Here is a 17,562-nt window from a genome sequence, read left to right as displayed (position 1 = left end):
CGATCGAGCGGTATCGGCCGTGAGGCTCCGACCTGCAGACCGCAACCTACTCGTCCCCGCTACCAACCTCGATAGCTTCCTCGACCAGCGTCAGATGGGCCCGTCGGAGTCGCTCTGAGAGCGCCTGGTGGGAGATGTCGAGTTCGTCCGACAGCGCGTCCATGTCCACCGCGCGTGGAATTTCGTAGTAGCCGCGCTCGAGGGCCGCGACCAGCGTCTCGTACTGGGCGTCGGTCAGTCCGTATCGTCCCCGACGGTCGTCCTCCAGCCGGTGGATCTTCCGAACCTCGATCGTCAGCCCCTGCTCGGTCGCGAAGTCGTAGGTGCGCGAGAGCGACTCGCGTTCGGGAACGAGCACTCGGAACCGCCACTGCCGACCCTCGACGCTGGCGTCCATGACCGTCGCCCGCTCCTCGGTCAGCAGGTGAAGGATGACGGTGACGTCGTCGACCCAGTGCATTCGGTAGAGTCGCTCGTCGTCGAGGTCCGTCAACCGTTCTGCCGCCTCGACGGTCGGGTCGTCCGCGAGCGCGTCGTCGAGTCCGTCGAAGGCGGCCTCGTCGTCGGCGAACCAGACGTAGGGCATCACGTGGTCGGGATCGTAGGCGACGACGCGCTCGATTTCGACGTCGAGGTCGTCCGTGGCCTCGAGCGTCTCCCGGAGCGCCAACTCCCGGGCCGGAACAGTCAACTCTGCGATAGTACTCATGGTCGTCTCCACTACGGCCACCAGCATGAGTGACCAACCCGACTGATCCCGTTCGGCCCGCCATCACCCAATATCGAAACCGAAATCGGTTACGGAGGGGTGGAAATACCCGGCGTGCTTAAGCGGATCCGCCTGCAACTCGGTAGCATGCTCACCGACGACTTCGGGCGGGAGGTAACTGGGGTTCGGGTCTCTCTCACCGATCGGTGTAACTTCGATTGCGTCTACTGTCACAACGAGGGGCTGGGTGACACCCGCGGGCCGATGGATCCCCAGGACGACGAGATGTCGACCGACGACGTCGTCGCATTTCTAGAGGTCGCCGCCGAGTTCGACGTCGACGCGGTCAAGTTCACCGGCGGCGAGCCGATGCTCCGCCAGGATCTAGAAGAGATCATCGAACGCACCCCCGACCAGATGGAGGTCTCGCTGACGACCAACGGCACGTTCCTTCCGGGCCGCGCCGAGAGCCTCGTCGAGGCCGGACTCGAGCGGGTCAACGTCTCTCAGGACGCGCTGGATCCGCAGGACTTCGCCGAGATCACGAAAAGCGGCGCCTACGAGAAGGTCCTCGAAGGGGTCGAGGCCGCGCTGGACGCGAGGCTCGATCCGGTGAAACTTAACATGGTCGTCTTCGAACACACCGCGGGCTACGTGCCCGAGATGGTCGACCACGTCGCGGAAAACGACGGCCTCCAGCTGCAATTGATCGAGTACATGCCCGAACTGACGGGCAAGCCCGAGTGGAACGTCGATATCCAGCGGGTCCACGACTGGCTGGCCGAGCAGGCCGACGAGATCGAACACCGGGAGATGCACGACCGCAAGCGCTACTGGGTCGGGGGAACCGCGGACGACGACGACGGCGGAATGGTCGAGATCGTCGATCCCGTCGAGAACCCCACCTTCTGCGCGAACTGCCACCGCGTGCGCGTTACTCACGAAGGCTACCTGAAGGGCTGTTTGAACCGCAACGACGACCTCAAGTCGATGGGCGAGATGTCCAAACCCGAGATCCGCGAGGCGTTCCGCGAGGTCGTCGCAAATCGGGTGCCCTACTACGGCGAGTACATGATCCAAAACGGCGACGGCGAGTGGGAACTCAACGACGAGTACCTCGAGGTCGAGCCGCCGGCGGACTGATCGCTACTCGAGCCGGTCCACAGCGGACGGAATCGCTCAGTCCGAACCCGCGTCGGCCGCGTGGTCGCCGGCGTAGATGTCTTCAACGAGGTGCGCGTAGCGCTCGGCGATCTTCGGGCGTCGCTTCTTCATCGTCGGCGTCACGAGGTCGTTCTCCTCGGTGAAGTCCTCGGGAACCAGCCGGAACTCCTTGATCGTCTCGTAGGACTCGAAGCCCTCGTTGACGTCGTCGACCGCCGCCTGGACCTGCTTGAGCACCCACTCGTCCTCGACCAACGCTTCGATATCGTCGGGCAGCGAGACGCCCTCGTCCTCGGCCCGACTGGCGAGTCCCTCGACGTTAGGAACTAGCAGGGCACCGACGAACTTCTCGCCGTCGCCGACGACCATCGCCTGCTCGACGACGTCGACAGAGGCGAAGGCGTCCTCGAGTGGGCCCGGCGCGACGTTCTTCCCCGTCGAGAGCACGAGCAGTTGTTTCGTGCGCTCGCGGAACTCGAGGTAGCCGTCGGGCCGTTCGTGGACGATGTCGCCGGTTCGGAGCCATCCCACCTCGGTGAACGCGCGGTCCGTCGCACCGGGCTTCTCCCAGTAGCCCTCGGCGACGTTTGGGCCTTTGACGAGGAGTTCGCCGACGTCGCCCTCGTCGTCGAAGTCCTCGTCCCTGACGACCGAGGTGTCGAGTTTCGTCTCGACGCCCGCGAGCGCGGGGCCGACGGTTCCGACGCGCGGGTCACTCGGCTGGTTCGTCGCGATGACCGGCGAGGTCTCGGTCATCCCGTAGCCCTCGACGATGGGCAGCCCCATCGTATGGAAGAGCCGACAGAGGTCCGGCGAGAGGCTCCCACCGCCGCTGACTAGGAACTCGATGTTGCCGCCCAGCTTCTCGCGGATCGTCGCGAAGACGAGTTCGTCGGCGTCCGCCAGTTCGGACTCGAGTTCCTCGCCGGGATCGTCGGCCGCGTTGTACCGGCGCGCGACGTCGAGGGCCCACTCAAGGGCATCCTTCATGTCCTCGTCTCGGGCCGCATTCTCGCGAATCCCGTCGTAGAGCTTCTCGTAAACCCGCGGGACGGCCGTCGTGCTGGTGGCGCCGACCGCGCCGAGATCCTCGGCGAAGGTCTCGGGGCTCTCGCTGTAGGCGATGCAGGCCCCAGCCGCGAACAGCATGAAGTGGCCCGCCGTCCGCTCGAAGACGTGGGCCAGCGGCAGAACGGAGAGCGCTCGCGACTCGGGCGTGATCGAGGGGTCGTCTTCATCCTTATCGTCGCGCGGGCCGTACCGCCGGTAGAGCTGGTTAACGTTCGATCGGAGGTTCTGGTGGGTCAGTTTCACGCCCTTCGGTTTGCCCGTCGTGCCGCTGGTGTAGATCAGGCTCGCCAGGTCGTCGACGTCGCGGGCCGCGAGCCACGAGTCGTACGCCTCGCGGTCGAACCCCTCGTCGCCGCGCCGGTAGAGTTCACCGAGCGTGATCACGTCCTCGCGGTCCGCGTACGCGTCGTTCTCGAGGGCGTCGAAGACGACGTAGAACTCGAGATCTAGCTCGTCTTCGACCGCGAGGACGCGCTCGAGGAGGGTCTCGTTCTCGACGATGACACCAGAAGCGCCGGGGTCGTCGAGGAGGTACCGGATCTGGTCCGGCGAGGAACTCTTGTAGACGGTGGTCACGACGCCGCCGGCGGCGAGGATCCCGAAGTCGGAGAGGGCCCACTCCATGCGCGTGTCCGCGAAGATTCCAATGCGTTCGCCGTCGGCGATCCCAAGGTCGCGGAAACCGGCCGCGATTCGGCGGACGAGGCGGGCCATGTCGTCGTACGTGATCGACGCGTACTCGCCCTCCGGCGCAGGCCTGAGGGGCGCGCCGTCATCGTCTCCGGTGAGGGACCGATCGTAGATCCCGCCCTTGTACTGCTGCGCAGCAGTGTCGCCGTTTCGCTCGGCGCTCCGTTCGAACATCTCGGCCAGCGTCTCGAGTTCCAGTACGGGATGGTCGAACGCGGCCTCGGTCTCGGACAAACTCATGAACGGTTGCTAGTTTCCGGCCCGATACTATAAATGATGAGAAAATAACTCGAAGGCGCGATCGCCGGCCCACGGGGCGACGAAGACGGGGTGGGACTCGATACCGGGGCCGGGTCCTTTCGTTGCGCTTAAGTACCCGTCGCCGGTAGGTTCGGGTGCGATACGTGTAGGGGAGGCGGTCCCCGAGTCCGGAAGGGCGACGATAGAGACACGGTGTTGTGGTAGCCAAGCGGCCCAAGGCGCATGGTTGCTAACCATGTGGCGTCAAGCCTCCGGGGTTCGAATCCCCGCCACAACGTCGGATACACTGGCGACTCCTCGTCAGTAGCATTCCCTGGCGTTCTTTCGCCAGTCGTTTGAACCGCGCGCACACCAGACACAGATACACGACACATGAGTGAGGAAGCACCTCAAGAACAAGAGGACGACGAAGACCTCCAGTACTTCGTCCGCATCGGGCAGACGGACCTCGATGGGACGAAGACTGTCGAGCGTTCGCTGTCGGAGCTGAACGGTGTCGGTCGACGGACCGCCCGACTCATCGCCGACGAAGCGGACGTCGATCGAACGGCTACGTTCGGTCGACTCGATGACGACATCATCGACGAGGTCGTCGAAACCGTAGAGAACTACGCCGAGGAAGTTCCGGACTGGCTCAACAACCGCCAGTCGGACTTCTACACCGGCGAAACGACCCACGAGATCGGGAACGATCTCCAGCTGACCCGTCAGCACGATATCAACCGGATGAAGATGATCGACTCCTACAAGGGGACGCGCCACAAGCGCGGCCAGAAGGTTCGCGGTCAGCGAACCAAGTCCACCGGCCGAACGGAGGGCACCATCGGAGTCAACGTCGAAGAGATCCGCGAAGAACAGGCCGAAGAGGCCGCTGCCGAAGAGGACGAGGGTGAATAATGCCACTCGGCACTGACACCAAACAATACGAGACGCCGAACCACCCATACCAGGGCGAACGCATCGCCACCGAGCACTCGCTGGTCGACCGTTACGGGCTCTCGAACAAAGAAGAGCTCTGGCGCGCCCAGTCCGAGCTTCGCTCCTACCGGCGCGAGGCCCGCGAACTCCTCGGTCAGGCCCAGGACGACGAGACTGTCCAGCGCCGCTCTGACGAGTTCCTCGGTCGACTCAAGCGCGTCGGCATTCTCGACGAGAGCAACGAACTCGGCGACATCCTGTCGCTCGAGATCGAGGACATCCTCGAGCGTCGCCTCCAGACAGTCGTCTACCGGAACGGGCTAGCCAACACGACCCAGCAGGCCCGACAGTACATCACCCACGGGCACATCGTGATCGGCGACCAGCGCCACCGGGTTCCGTCGTACGTCGTCGACGTCGACGAGGAGGACCTCGTCGCGTTCGACGAGAACAGTCCCCTCGCGGACGAACTCCACCCCGAACGAGCGGAGGGTCAGTAAACCATGAGCCAGGACGACGAAAAGTGGGGCATCGCCCACGTGCACGCATCGTTCAACAACACCGTCATGACCGTGACCGACCTCACGGGCGCGGAGACGATCGCCAAGTCCTCCGGCGGGACGGCGGTCAAGCAGAACCGCGACGAGGCGTCGCCGTATGCGGCCATGCAGATGGCCGAGTCCGTCGCCGAGGAGGTCAAGGCGGCCGGCATCACGGGTCTGCACGTTCGCGTGCGCGGCCCCGGCGGCAACCTTCAGAAGTCCCCCGGACCGGGCGCGCAGGCGACGATTCGCGCGCTCGCCCGCTCCGGTATCGAGATCGGTCGCATCGAAGACGTCACGCCGATCCCGCACGACGGATCGCGCGCACCGAAGGGTAAGGGCGGCTACTAGATCCATGACTGAAGAGTACGACGTCGAGTTCGTCGAACGCGGGGAACGCGAGGCGCGGTTCCTCGTTCGGGGCGTGACCCCCGGGTTCGCCAACGGTATCCGGCGAGCGATGCTCGCCGACGTGCCGACGATGGCGATCGACACCGTCCGATTCGTCGAGAACTCGTCGGTCATGTTCGACGAGCAGCTCGCGCTCCGGCTCGGGCTCGTTCCGCTGACGACGCCGCCGGAAGGCGAGTTCGGCGAGGACGAGACCGTCACGCTCTCGATCGACGTCGAAGGGCCGGCCACGGCCTACTCGGGCGATCTCGTCTCCAGCGACGAGCTCGTCCAACCGGCCGACCAGAACGTCCCGATCATCGACCTCAAAGACGACCAGCGCCTCGAGGCCGAGGCCGATGCCGTCGTCGATTACGGGAAGGACCACGCCAAACATCAGGGCGGCGTGGCCGTCGGCTACCGACACCTCCAGCAGGTGGAGGCCGTCGGCGACCTCCCCGAGTTCGAGGACGAAGAGTCCCGAATCGTTCGGGGCGTCATCGAGGACGACGGCGAACTCGTTCCCACGAGCGAGTTCGATCACGACCTCTCGAACCGGTATCCGGGGAAGGAGGTCGAGGTCGAGGACGTGCCCAACGCCTTCGTCTTCCACGTGGAGACGGACGGCTCCTTCAGCGTTGAAGAACTGGTCACGCGAGCCGCCGACTCGATCGAGTCCCGGGCGACCGAACTCGAAGACGCAGTACAGCTATAGCAACAGATGTTCCGCCCCAATTCCCGACACCAAGAGCCCGCGTTCGCCGGCGCCGTTAGCAACGAGACCGGTGCGGGCTCGTCCGATGGAATCGAAAGGGGTTTGAAGGGGCGGCGGATACACAGAAGTGCGAGCAGGGATAGCCAAGTCAGGCCAACGGCGCAGCGTTCAGGGCGCTGTCTCGTAGGAGTCCGCAGGTTCAAATCCTGCTCCCTGCATCCACTTCTCACTCGTCGAACGTCCACGACCGAACAGCCGACCGTCCGTACCGGACGCCGAACTGTACGCGTTGAGGCCGTTCGACACGACAGCGATTCCACGACCGACGAGACGGTTCCTCGTCCCGTCGGTTCCGTATCTTTGGAGGAAACCAATGAGTAGCAAAACTAATCCGAGGCTCAACGATCTCATCGCCGAGCTGAAGTCGACGTCCCGCGAGACGGACGCCGACGTCTGGCGAGATGTCGCGGATCGACTCGAGAAGCCCCGGCGCACCCACGCAGAGGTGAACCTGGGCCGTATCGAGCGATACGCACGCGAAGAAGAGACCGTCGTCGTTCCCGGCAAAGTGCTGGGCTCCGGCGCACTACAGAAATCGGTTACCGTCGCGGCCGTCAACTTCAGTTCCTCGGCCGAGACGAAGATCGAACAGGTTGGCGAATCAGTACCGCTCGAGCAGGCGCTCGAAGCAAACCCCGATGGATCTAACGTCCGGGTGATTCGATGAGTATCGCGGAATTCGACGCAGACGTCGTCGTCGACGCCCGAGACTGCATCCTCGGTCGCGTCGCCAGCGAAGTCGCACAGCGCGCACTCGACGGCGAGAGCATCGCCATCGTCAACGCCGAGGACGCGATCATCACCGGCGACAAGGAGGACGTCTTCGGTACCTACCGCAAGCGACTGCAGCTGCAGTCCGACAGCGGTCCCTACTACCCGAAGCGGCCGGACACGATCTTCAAGCGCTCCGTTCGCGGCATGCTGCCGTACAAGAAGCCCCGCGGCCGAGAGGCGCTCGATAGCATCCGCGTCTACGTCGGCAACCCCTACGAGGGCGACCAGGAAGCGGAAGTGCTCGAGGGGACGTCGCTGGACCGGCTTTCGAACATCCGCTTCGTCCAGCTGGGCGAAGTCTCCGAACAGTTAGGTGCTAACGTCACATGGTAACGAACACGAGTGGAAAGAAAAAGACCGCCGTCGCCCGCGCGACCGTTCGCGAGGGCGAGGGTCGCGTCCGAATCAACTCCAAGCCAGTCGAACTGGTCGAACCGGAGATGTCCCGGCTCAAGATGCTCGAGCCGTTCCGCATCGCCGGCGAGGACCTGCGCAGCGAGATGGACATCGACATTCGCGTCGAAGGCGGCGGCATTAGCGGACAGGCTGACGCCGTCCGCACCGCCATCGCACGCGGCATCGTCCAGCACACCAACGATGCCGAACTCCGCGACGCCTACATGGAGTTCGACCGGTCGCTGCTGGTCAACGACGTTCGCCAGTCCGAACCGAAGAAATGGGGCGGCCCGGGCGCTCGGGCGCGCTACCAGAAGTCCTACCGCTAAGGTGATTCAAGCATGATGGTACCGGTCCGGTGTTTCACCTGTGGCAACGTCGTCGCCGAACACTGGGAGGAGTTCGACGAACGAGCGAACGAGGGCGACGAGGATCCCGAGAAGGTCCTCGACGAACTCGGCGTCGAGCGCTACTGCTGTCGACGCATGCTCGTCAGTCACCGCGACCTCGTCGACGTCGTCTCCCCGTACCAGTAACAATGCAACAACAACAGCACAACCGCTACGAGAAAGCACGCATCCTCGGCGCTCGAGCGCTGCAGATCTCCTACGGCGCGCCGGTGCTGGTCGAAACCGACCAGTCGGAGCCGATCCTCATCGCCGCCGAGGAGTACGACGCCGATGCGCTTCCGTTCACCGTTAAACGGGGGTACGACCGAAAATGACGCTCATCACTGACGTTCGCCTGCGTCGGATCCTCGACTCGCGGGGCAATCCGACCGTCGAGGCCGACGTGGTGACAGAAAGTGGCGGTTTCGGCCGCGCCGCGGCGCCGAGCGGCGCCAGCACCGGCGAGTACGAGGCCGTCGAGCGACCGCCCAGTGAGGCGATCGCCGCGGCCCGCGAGGATGCCGTCCCACGGCTCGTCGGCGAGGCCTACGCCGGCAACCAGCGCGAGGTCGACGCCGCACTGCACGCCGCCGACGGAACCGACGACTTCTCGGAGATCGGCGCCAACAGCGCGGTCGCCATCTCGATGGCCGCCGCGAAGGCCGGTGCCGACGTGCTCGGCGCGCCGCTGTTCCAGCACTTAGGCGGCGCGTTCCGCGGCCAGAACTTCCCGATCCCGCTCGGGAACGTCGTCGGCGGCGGCGAACACGCCGCCGACGCGACCGACATTCAGGAGTTCCTCGTCGCGCCCGTCGGCGCACCCAGCGTCGAGGACGCCGTCTTCGCCAACGCCACTGTCCACAGCACCGTCGCCGACCTGCTCGAGGAACGCGACGTTCCCTGCGGCAAGGGCGACGAGGGGGCGTGGGCGCCGTCGATCGACGACAGCGAGGCCTTCGAGATCGTCGACGAAGCGGTCTCGATCGTTCAGGACGAGGTCGGCTTCAATATCGGCTTCGGACTGGACGTCGCCGGCGCGGAGCTGTACGACAGCGACGCCGGTACCTACGAGTACAGCGACCGGAGCCGCGACACCGACGAGCAGATCGAGTACATCGCGGAGCTCGTCCGCGAGTACGATCTGGTCTACGTCGAGGACCCCCTCGACGAGGACGACTACGACGCCTTCGCCGACCTCACCGACGAAGTCGGCGACCAGACGCTGATCTGCGGCGACGACCTGTTCGTCACGAACACGGATCGACTCGTCGAGGGTATCGACCGCGGTGCGGCCAACAGCATCCTGATCAAGCCAAACCAGATCGGGACGCTGACCGACGCCTTCGACGCGATCGAACTCGCAGCCCAGAACGGCTACGATCCGGTTATCTCCCACCGCTCGGGCGAGACCGAGGACACGACGATCGCACACCTCGCCGTCGCGACCGACGCGCCCTTCATCAAGACGGGCGCCGTCGGCGGCGAGCGAACCGCCAAACTCAACGAGCTCATCAGAATCGCAGACGACGCGACATGACAGATAACGACGCAACCCAAGAAGGGCTCGACGCCGCCGAGGAGGAAATCGACGAGGAGCCGGCCGAGGGGCCGGGTCCCGCCGCCGAGGAGGACGTCGAGCCTGTAGACGAACAATCCGCCGACGCCGAGGCCGCGGAGGCCGACGCCGACGCCGAACCAGCCGCCGACGAGGAGGAAGAAGACGCCGGACCCTCCCTCGACGACGACGTTATGAGCGACGAGGAGGCCGACCTCCTCATCCCCGTCGAGGACTACCTGGGCGCCGGTGTCCACATCGGGACCCAGCAGAAGACCTCGGACATGGAGCGGTTCATCCACCGCGTCCGGACCGACGGTCTCTACGTGCTCGACGTCTCGAAGACCGACGGCCGCATCCGTACGGCCGCGGACTTCCTCGCCAACTACGACCCCGAGCAGATCCTGGTTACCTCGAGTCGCCAGTACGGTCGGTTCCCGGCGGAGAAGTTCGCCGAGGCCGTGGGCGCCCGCGCCCGCACCGGCCGCTTCATCCCGGGCACGCTGACCAACCCCAAGTACGACGGCTACATCGAGCCGGACGTGCTGGTCGTCACCGACCCGATCGGTGACGCCCAGGCCGTCAAGGAGGCCATCACGGTCGGCATCCCGGTCATCGCGATGTGTGACTCGAACAATCAGGTCAGCAACGTCGACCTGGTCGTCCCGACGAACAACAAGGGTCGCAAGGCCCTCTCGGTCGTCTACTGGCTGCTCGCCAACGAAGTCCTCGATCGACGCGGCGCCGAGCCGTCCTACTCGCTCGACGACTTCGAAAGCGGCGTCTAATCCGTTCGAGCCGATACTGATCGTTTTCGCTCTCGCTATACCGTCTCGACGAGCGGCCGCACCGTCCGCGTCGCGGGCTCGAGTCACACCTGCTGAACAAAGGAATTACATGAGCACCCGCACAACGGGCGACTATGATCGATTCGCTGTTTCACTTCGAGGAGGACGTCATCCCGCTGCCGGTCGTGCTGGCCGCGGCGGCACTGATCGTGATTTTCGCCGTCGGCATTCCGTACCGCGCCCTCGTCGGCTTCTGAATCGGTGAAGACGGTTCGACCAGTACGAGCCGCGGGCGTGAGTCGTCGCCGACCGTTCGTTACGCTTCGTTTTCGAGACAGCGCTGGTAAACGGCGCGCAGTCGGGCTCCCATCTCGTCAACGGTGTACCCGGAGACGTGCGCTCGCCCATCCGATCGGCGATTGCCCGCGAGCACGTCGGCCAGTCGCGGCTGGAGTGCGTCGTCGTCAGCGACGACGTGAGAGTCGGAGACGGGCTCGAGCACCTCGCGGGCGAAGCCGACATCGCGCGAGACGACTGGAACGTTACAGGCCGCAGCCTCCTTGATCGTCATCGGTCCGCTCTCGTAGCGCAACTGCGTCAGCCCCAGTCCAAGCCAGCCGTCGGGCTCCCCACAGAGCAGTTCGTGATCGAGGGGAATCATGTCGGTCGTATTATTGTAATACTCATAGCCAGGTGATATTATTCCTCCCGGATTTCACCGACGAAACGGTCGCTCGCGAGCGAAACGACGGCGTCGAAACAGTTGCAGGAATAACAACTTTCCCGAGACGCCGTCGAGACGGGGTATCGGCCGGAATTCGATCGGAGTCTCGCGGTCGACCCCTGGCCCGCCCGCGGCGTCGATTACTGTGACGTCAGGCCGCCTCCGCAAGTAGGTCGCTGACCAGTTCGGCCGCGTCGGTTGCCGTCGGGCCGAAGACGTAGGTGATCGGCTCGATGCCGAACGCCCCGCGGTGGTAAGCCACCCGCGGAACGCTCCCGCGCTCGGCGAACCGGTCCCGGAGGTGTTCGCCCCGGTCCTCGTAGTCGGCGTCGAACTCGAGGGGGTCGTACCCGAGCTCGCGCGCGGCCTCGAGGAGCGCGTCGTCGGTCGCGACGTTGACCGCGCCGCGGACCTCGGGATCGATTGAGCGGGCGGCGAGGATCGCCGTCGCGACGTGTTTCGAGGCGCCGAACTCCGGGTTGGCGGGGATTTCGATCCGGCGACCGATCTCGTAGATCCGGCCGGGAACGGCGGCCACGTCGGTCTCGTCGTGCGCGTCGGGGAGAGCCATCCCGACGTTGGTCCCCACGTTCGGGACGGCCGCGGCCATCTCCGGGATCGAGGCGAGGGTCCGGGCGGCCGTCCTGACGTTCGCGAGGACGTCGCGTTCGGCGCGGACGTCGGGGTCGAGGCCGCGGACGCAGAGATCACAGCCCAGCCCGCGCAGCGCGGGCATCTCCTCTTCGTGGAGCTCGCAGATCGGGCCGCGATCCTCTAAGTCGCGGATCAGCGCCAGAAGCTCCGATAGCGCGTCGTAGCCGTCCATCTCGCCGCCGGCGAGGCCGTCGGCGATGCGGTCGACGGTGGCGACGGTCTCGGGGTGGTCACGAAAGCGGTCGTCGCCGCCGCTCTCGCCGCTGACGTACTTGCTGACGGCGGCCTGTGTGACGCCGAGCTTCGTTGCGATCTCCTGTTGGGTCATGCCGCGGTCGGCGAGGCGAGTCGCCAGCATCGCCCGCACGGTGGGGAGAAAGCGGTCGACGACGAGTTCGCTCGGCAGGACGAGAGACATATACGACCGCGTTGCGGCGACACCCGCTTAAATCCGACTCCTCCGGGATCCCGGGACCGCGAGAAGAGTAGCTATTAACCGTCGTCGGACGAACGGCGGGATATGGCAGTCTCGAGCGCTCCCGGGAAGGTGTACTTGTTCGGGGAGCACGCGGTGGTTTACGGCGAGCCCGCGGTTCCGTGTGCGATCGAGTTACGGGCGCGGGTCGACGTCGAGCAACGGGCGGACAGCAAACTCCGAGTCCACGCCGAGGACCTGAGCCTGGACGGCTTCACGGTCGAGTACGCCGGCGAGCCCGAGGGGCGACCCGACGTCGACGTCTCGGAGTCGCTGCTCAACGCCGCGATGGGCTACGTCGACAGCGCGATCGAGCAGGTCCGGTCGGTTACCGGCGAGGACGACGTCGGATTCGACGTCACCATCGAGAGCGACATCCCGCTCGGTGCGGGGCTGGGCTCCTCAGCGGCGGTCGCCGTCGCCGCCATCGACGCCGGCACCCGCGAACTCGGCACGACCCTCGAGATCGACGACTTGGCCGAACGCGCCTACCGAACGGAACACGAGGTCCAGGGGGGACAGGCCTCCCGTGCCGACACGTTCTGCTCAGCTACGGGCGGCGCCGTCCGCGTCGAGGGCGACGACTGCCGCTCGCTCGAGGCGCCGGAACTCCCGATCGTGATCGGCTTCGACGGCGGCGCGGGCGATACGGGCGAACTCGTCGCGGGCGTTCGCGGCCTCCGCGAGGAGTACGACTTTGCGGCCGACACGGTCGAAGCCATCGGCGACATCGTCCGGCGCGGCGAGGACGCTCTCGCCGCGGGCGATATCGAGGAACTCGGTCGGCTGATGGACTTCAATCACGGACTCCTCTCGGCGCTCGGCGTTTCCTCGCGGACGCTCGACTCGATGGTCTGGGCGGCCCGCGACGCCGGCGCCATGGGCGCGAAGCTGACGGGTGCCGGCGGCGGCGGCTGCATCGTCTCGCTGGACAACACCAACGAGACCGAGACGGCGCTGTCGTACACGCCCGGTTGCGAGGACGCCTTCCGCGCCGAACTCGCCGAGACGGGGGTGGCCCGACTCGAATGATCGTCCTGAAACTCGGCGGCAGCGTCATCACCGACAAGGACCGACCCGAGACGCTCGATGGCGAGGCCCTCGAGCGGGCCGCCGACGCGGTCGCTGCGGCCCTCGACGGCGGTGTCGAGGACCTCGTGATCGTCCACGGCGGCGGCAGCTTCGGCCACCATAACGCCAGCGAGCACGGGGTCACGACCGCCGAAGGGACCCGCGACGCCGGCGCCGCGCTCGACATCCACGGGGCGATGACGACCCTGAACCGGTTCGTCCTGAGCCGACTGCTCGAGCGCGGCGTCGAGGCGGTTCCGGTCCACCCGTTCTCGGCGGGCCACCGAGATATCGAGGGCAACCTCGAGTTGCCGACCGGGCAGGTTGCTACGCTGCTCGCAGAGGGGTTCGTCCCCGTGCTCCACGGCGATCTGATCGCCCACGCTGGTGCGGGAGCGACCGTCGTCAGCGGCGACGAACTCGTGGCGGAGCTAGCCCGCGACCTCGAGGCCGACCGGATCGGCCTCTGCTCGACGGTGCCGGGCGTGCTGGACGACGACGATGCGGTGATCGACCGCATCGCGGCCTACGAGGACGTCGCCGGCGTGCTGGGCGAGAGCGCGGCGACCGACGTCACCGGCGGCATGGCCGCGAAGGTACGAGCGTTGCTGGTCCTCGAGGCCGAGGCCTCGATCTTCGGCCTCGAGGACCTCGAGGTGTTCCTCGCCGGCGACGAGCCGGGGACGACGATCGACTCGTCGTAGTCGGCGACCGACGGCGCACACGACTGGGTCCGTTTTTTCTCCCTCTTCGTGTCGTCTCCCGATATGGTTTCGATCGACCAGGCGACCGCACTGATCACCGGCGGCGGATCGGGAATCGGACGGGAGACGGCCCTCGAGTTCGCGCGGCGCGGAACGCGCGTCGTCGTTGCCGATCTGGACGTCGACGGCGGCGAGGAGACGGTCGCGACGATCGAGGACGACGGCGGCGACGCGATCTTCGTCGAGGCGGACGTGACCGATCCGGAATCGGCCCGGGCGATGGTCGATACCACCGTTGAGGAGTACGGACGACTCGACTGCGCGTTCAACAACGCTGGAATTGGCGGCGAGCGGGCCACCGTCGACGAGTACCCCGCCGAGAGCTGGCACGGCGTCATCGACGTCAACCTGAACGGCGTGTTCAACTGTCTGACTGCCGAGATCGCCCAGATGCAGTCACAGGACGCGGGCGGCGCGATCGTGAACAACGCCTCGGTTCTCGGGAAGGTCGGGTTCGAAACCTCCTCGGCGTACGCTGCTGCCAAACACGGCGTTCTCGGACTCACGAAAAGCGCCGCCCTCGAGAACGGCGAAACCGGTGTTCGGATCAACAGCGTCTGCCCCGGCTTCATCGAGACGCCGCTTCTCGAGGAGAACATGACCGAGGAAGAGCGTGACCAGATCGCGGGGATGCACGCGATGAATCGGCTCGGGACGCCCGAAGAAGTCGCGAACGCCGTGGCGTGGCTGTGTAGCGACGAGGCGTCGTTCGTCACCGGAGCGGCGTTCGGCGTCGACGGCGGCTATCTCAGCCAGTAGGGCCGAGATCGCCGCGTTCGGCATTTTTGTGGGAGCGCTCGAGCGGGATACCCAACCCACTGCGTTTTTAACACCCCGGCGTGTAGTGGCCACTAGCGAAACCCGCGGGCAAGTGCGCTCGGGGTCGACGGTGTGACACCGTGGGCCGATCGGAGGCGATTGCCTCCCCGTGCGCATAGCGGGATGGCCGACGCGCTGTAAGACGCCGGGGCCGCACAACCGGGAGTCCGCGGACCGTTTCGATGAGAGTCGATCGCGGCTTTCAGTACAACGAACTATGGAAATCGAAATTGCAACAATCGGCGGCTACGAGGAAGTCGGACGGCAGATGACTGCCGTTCGCGCCGGAGACGACGTCGTCATCTTCGACATGGGTCTGAACCTCTCGCAGGTACTGATCCACGACAACGTCGAAACCGAGCGGATGCACAGTCTGGACCTGATCGACATGGGAGCGATCCCCGACGACCGAGTGATGTCGGATCTCGAGGGCGACGTGAAAGCGATCGTCCCGACCCACGGCCACTTGGACCACATCGGCGCCATCTCGAAGCTGGCCCACCGATACAACGCGCCGGTCGTCGCCACGCCCTTTACGATCGAACTGGTCAAACAGCAGATCGAGGGCGAGCAGAAGTTCGGCGTCGAGAACGACCTCGTGAAGATGGACGCCGGCGAGACGATGTCGATCGGCGACTCCGGTAAGGTCGAACTCGAGTTCGTCAACGTCACCCACTCGATCATCGACGCGATCAACCCCGTCCTCCACACGCCCGAAGGCGCGGTCGTCTACGGGCTGGACAAGCGCATGGACCACACGCCGGTCATCGGCGACCCGATCGACATGGAGCGGTTCCGCGAGATCGGCCGCGAAGGCAACGGCGTGCTGTGTTACATCGAGGACTGTACCAACGCCAACAAGAAGGGCCGCACGCCCTCGGAAAACGTCGCCCGGGAGCACCTCCGGGACGTCCTCTACAGTATCGAGGACTACGACGGTGGCATCGTCGCGACGACATTCTCGAGTCACATCTCGCGGGTGACGTCGCTGGTCGAGTTCGCGAAGGACATCGGCCGCCAGCCCGTCCTACTGGGCCGCTCGATGGAGAAGTACTCCGGAACGGCGGAACGACTGGACTTCGTCGACTTCCCCGACGACCTCGGGATGTTCGGCCACCGCAAGTCCGTCGACCGCACCTTCAAGCGGATCATGAACGAAGGCAAGGAGAACTACCTCCCCATCGTCACTGGCCACCAGGGCGAGCCCCGCGCGATGCTCACGCGAATGGCTCGCGGCGAAACGCCGTACGAACTGGACGACGGCGACAAGGTCGTCTTCTCGGCCCGAGTTATTCCGGAGCCGACCAACGAGGGCCAGCGCTACCAGGCCGAGAAGCTGCTCGGCATGCAGGGCGCCCGCGTCTACGACGACATTCACGTCTCGGGCCACCTCAATCAGGAGGGACACTACGAGATGCTCGACGCGCTCCAGCCCCAGCACATCATCCCCGCTCACCAAGATATGAGCGGCTACTCCAGCTACGTCAACCTCTGTGAGAGCGAGGGGTACCAGCTCGGACGTGATCTCCACGTCACGCGCAACGGCAACCTCATCCAACTCGTCGACTGATATGACCAGTCCCGAGGCACGAGAGGAGGCGGTGCTCGAGGCCGTCCGCGAGCGCCGCGAGCGGGTCAACGAGGCCATCCCGGAGGAGCTACCGATCCAGCGTCCCGAACGGCTCTACGAGGCGTCGCGCTACCTGCTCGACGCCGGTGGCAAGCGACTGCGGCCGACCGTCCTGCTGACGGTGGCCGAATCGCTGCTGGACGTCGAGCCCCTGAGTACCGACTACCGCGAGTTCCCGACGCTAAACGGGAACCGAATCGACATCATGGACGCGGCGGTCAGCGTCGAAGTCATCCAGTCGTTTACCCTCATCCACGACGACATCATGGACGACGACGACCTCCGCCGCGGCGTCCCCGCCGTCCACAAGGAGTACGACCTCGAGACCGCCATTCTGGCGGGCGACACGCTCTACTCGAAGGCGTTCGAGATCATGCTCGAAACCGGCGCGAAACCCGACCGGTCGGTCGAAGCGCTCAACGTGCTCGCGACGACCTGTACCAAGATCTGCGAGGGCCAGTCGCTGGACGTCACCTTCGAGGAACGCGCGGACGTTTCGCCCGACGAGTACCTCGAGATGGTCGAGCAGAAGACCGCGGTGTTGTACGCCGCCTCGGCGTGTCTCCCCGCGATCTTGCTGGGGGCCGACGAGGAGACGGTGGACGCCCTCTACGGCTACGGGCTCGACATCGGCCGGGCGTTCCAGATTCAGGACGACGTCCTCGACCTGACGGTCCCGAGCGAGAAACTCGGCAAACAGCGGGGCAGCGACCTCGTCGAGAACAAACAGACGCTGATCACGGTCCACGCCCGCGATCAGGGCGTCGACGTCGACAACCTCGTCGACACGAACGACGTCGAGGCCGTCACCGAAGCCGAGATCGACGACGCCGTCGCCGAACTCGAGGCCTCGGGCTCGATCGAGTACGCCAACACCACGGCTCAGGACCTCGTCGCCCAGGGCAAGGAGCGACTCGAGGTCCTCCCGGACAACGAGGCCCGCGAGTTGCTTCGGGATCTGGCAGACTACCTGATCGAACGCGGCTACTGAGTCGTTCGGTAG

The 17,562-nt window shown here is 65.6% G+C and carries 22 protein-coding genes and 2 tRNA genes; 20 read left to right on the top strand and 4 right to left on the bottom strand.

From position 1 onward, the window contains the following. Positions 1 to 46 precede the first annotated feature (46 nt). Positions 47 to 709, bottom strand: coding sequence for a helix-turn-helix domain-containing protein (locus EH209_RS03490; protein ID WP_126661562.1), 663 nt, complete (start codon positions 707 to 709; stop codon positions 47 to 49). Positions 710 to 856: 147 nt separating this feature from the next. On the opposite strand from EH209_RS03490, the gene moaA reads away from it, so the two are divergent. Beyond that, on the top strand, positions 857 to 1,852 hold the full coding sequence (moaA, locus tag EH209_RS03485) for a GTP 3',8-cyclase MoaA (RefSeq protein WP_126661561.1): 996 nt from the start codon (positions 857 to 859) through the stop codon (positions 1,850 to 1,852). Between the two features lie 36 nt (positions 1,853 to 1,888). Here the strand turns inward: moaA and EH209_RS03480 are convergent, their stop codons facing one another. Continuing rightward, positions 1,889 to 3,874 (bottom strand): AMP-dependent synthetase/ligase, encoded by a 1,986-nt coding sequence (locus EH209_RS03480; protein WP_126661560.1) that lies wholly within the window; start codon positions 3,872 to 3,874, stop codon positions 1,889 to 1,891. A gap of 215 nt (positions 3,875 to 4,089) precedes the next feature. Between EH209_RS03480 and EH209_RS03475 the strand changes: the two genes are divergently transcribed. The 14 genes from EH209_RS03475 to EH209_RS24915 all read left to right on the top strand — a co-directional run bounded on the left by EH209_RS03475 (position 4,090) and on the right by EH209_RS24915 (position 10,679). Then, positions 4,090 to 4,172, top strand: a tRNA-Ser gene (locus EH209_RS03475). 95 nt (positions 4,173 to 4,267) lie between these two features. Further along, positions 4,268 to 4,792 (top strand): 30S ribosomal protein S13, encoded by a 525-nt coding sequence (locus tag EH209_RS03470; RefSeq protein ID WP_012943707.1) that lies wholly within the window; start codon positions 4,268 to 4,270, stop codon positions 4,790 to 4,792. Continuing rightward, positions 4,792 to 5,313: a 30S ribosomal protein S4 gene (locus EH209_RS03465; protein ID WP_126661559.1), complete on the top strand. Its 522-nt coding sequence runs from the start codon at positions 4,792 to 4,794 to the stop codon at positions 5,311 to 5,313. Before EH209_RS03470 ends, EH209_RS03465 begins: the two co-directional genes overlap by 1 nt. A 3-nt stretch (positions 5,314 to 5,316) precedes the next feature. Next, on the top strand, positions 5,317 to 5,706 hold the full coding sequence (locus tag EH209_RS03460) for a 30S ribosomal protein S11 (RefSeq protein WP_006182145.1): 390 nt from the start codon (positions 5,317 to 5,319) through the stop codon (positions 5,704 to 5,706). A gap of 4 nt (positions 5,707 to 5,710) precedes the next feature. Next, a complete protein-coding gene (locus tag EH209_RS03455) occupies positions 5,711 to 6,460 on the top strand; it encodes a DNA-directed RNA polymerase subunit D (protein WP_126661558.1) in 750 nt (249 codons plus the stop codon). A gap of 133 nt (positions 6,461 to 6,593) precedes the next feature. Further along, a tRNA-Leu gene (locus EH209_RS03450) sits at positions 6,594 to 6,678 on the top strand. Positions 6,679 to 6,833: 155 nt separating this feature from the next. Continuing rightward, on the top strand, positions 6,834 to 7,187 hold the full coding sequence (locus EH209_RS03445; protein WP_126661557.1) for a 50S ribosomal protein L18e: 354 nt from the start codon (positions 6,834 to 6,836) through the stop codon (positions 7,185 to 7,187). Next, positions 7,184 to 7,627, top strand: coding sequence for a 50S ribosomal protein L13 (locus EH209_RS03440; protein ID WP_126661556.1), 444 nt, complete (start codon positions 7,184 to 7,186; stop codon positions 7,625 to 7,627). The genes EH209_RS03445 and EH209_RS03440 overlap by 4 nt, the downstream gene beginning before the upstream one ends. Further along, positions 7,621 to 8,019: a 30S ribosomal protein S9 gene (locus tag EH209_RS03435; RefSeq protein WP_126661555.1), complete on the top strand. Its 399-nt coding sequence runs from the start codon at positions 7,621 to 7,623 to the stop codon at positions 8,017 to 8,019. Before EH209_RS03440 ends, EH209_RS03435 begins: the two co-directional genes overlap by 7 nt. A 12-nt stretch (positions 8,020 to 8,031) precedes the next feature. Further along, positions 8,032 to 8,226 (top strand): DNA-directed RNA polymerase subunit N, encoded by a 195-nt coding sequence (locus EH209_RS03430; protein WP_008894548.1) that lies wholly within the window; start codon positions 8,032 to 8,034, stop codon positions 8,224 to 8,226. Between the two features lie 2 nt (positions 8,227 to 8,228). Continuing rightward, positions 8,229 to 8,414 (top strand): DNA-directed RNA polymerase subunit K, encoded by a 186-nt coding sequence (locus tag EH209_RS03425; RefSeq protein WP_126661554.1) that lies wholly within the window; start codon positions 8,229 to 8,231, stop codon positions 8,412 to 8,414. Next, complete coding sequence (gene eno, locus EH209_RS03420) at positions 8,411 to 9,616, top strand: phosphopyruvate hydratase (protein WP_126661553.1); 1,206 nt, start codon at positions 8,411 to 8,413, stop codon at positions 9,614 to 9,616. Before EH209_RS03425 ends, eno begins: the two co-directional genes overlap by 4 nt. Continuing rightward, positions 9,613 to 10,422, top strand: a complete 810-nt coding sequence (gene rpsB, locus EH209_RS03415; protein ID WP_126661552.1) for a 30S ribosomal protein S2 — start codon at positions 9,613 to 9,615, stop codon at positions 10,420 to 10,422. Before eno ends, rpsB begins: the two co-directional genes overlap by 4 nt. A gap of 134 nt (positions 10,423 to 10,556) precedes the next feature. Continuing rightward, positions 10,557 to 10,679: a hypothetical protein gene (locus EH209_RS24915; RefSeq protein WP_267878301.1), complete on the top strand. Its 123-nt coding sequence runs from the start codon at positions 10,557 to 10,559 to the stop codon at positions 10,677 to 10,679. Between the two features lie 59 nt (positions 10,680 to 10,738). Here the strand turns inward: EH209_RS24915 and EH209_RS03410 are convergent, their stop codons facing one another. Beyond that, positions 10,739 to 11,083: a glycosyltransferase gene (locus tag EH209_RS03410; protein WP_249038742.1), complete on the bottom strand. Its 345-nt coding sequence runs from the start codon at positions 11,081 to 11,083 to the stop codon at positions 10,739 to 10,741. Between the two features lie 214 nt (positions 11,084 to 11,297). Then, complete coding sequence (locus EH209_RS03405; protein ID WP_126661551.1) at positions 11,298 to 12,218, bottom strand: thiamine-phosphate synthase family protein; 921 nt, start codon at positions 12,216 to 12,218, stop codon at positions 11,298 to 11,300. Between the two features lie 102 nt (positions 12,219 to 12,320). Between EH209_RS03405 and mvk the strand changes: the two genes are divergently transcribed. The 5 genes from mvk (at position 12,321) to idsA3 (ending at position 17,550) form a co-directional block, all read left to right on the top strand. After that, positions 12,321 to 13,307, top strand: a complete 987-nt coding sequence (gene mvk / locus EH209_RS03400; RefSeq protein ID WP_126661550.1) for a mevalonate kinase — start codon at positions 12,321 to 12,323, stop codon at positions 13,305 to 13,307. Beyond that, complete coding sequence (locus tag EH209_RS03395; RefSeq protein WP_126661549.1) at positions 13,304 to 14,050, top strand: isopentenyl phosphate kinase; 747 nt, start codon at positions 13,304 to 13,306, stop codon at positions 14,048 to 14,050. Before mvk ends, EH209_RS03395 begins: the two co-directional genes overlap by 4 nt. A 63-nt stretch (positions 14,051 to 14,113) precedes the next feature. Beyond that, positions 14,114 to 14,869 carry an SDR family NAD(P)-dependent oxidoreductase gene (locus EH209_RS03390; RefSeq protein WP_126661548.1) on the top strand — a complete coding sequence of 252 codons (756 nt, stop codon included), beginning with the start codon at positions 14,114 to 14,116 and terminating at the stop codon, positions 14,867 to 14,869. Between the two features lie 277 nt (positions 14,870 to 15,146). Beyond that, positions 15,147 to 16,499, top strand: coding sequence for a ribonuclease J (locus EH209_RS03385; protein WP_126661547.1), 1,353 nt, complete (start codon positions 15,147 to 15,149; stop codon positions 16,497 to 16,499). A gap of 1 nt (position 16,500) precedes the next feature. Then, complete coding sequence (idsA3, locus tag EH209_RS03380) at positions 16,501 to 17,550, top strand: geranylfarnesyl diphosphate synthase (protein ID WP_126661546.1); 1,050 nt, start codon at positions 16,501 to 16,503, stop codon at positions 17,548 to 17,550. Positions 17,551 to 17,562: the final 12 nt, after the last annotated feature.

The organism is Haloterrigena salifodinae (assembly GCF_003977755.1).
GTDB classification, from domain to species: domain Archaea; phylum Halobacteriota; class Halobacteria; order Halobacteriales; family Natrialbaceae; genus Haloterrigena; species Haloterrigena salifodinae.
The sequence above is the reverse complement of the archived record's forward strand: the minus strand, read 5'-3'. Positions and strand labels throughout refer to the sequence as shown.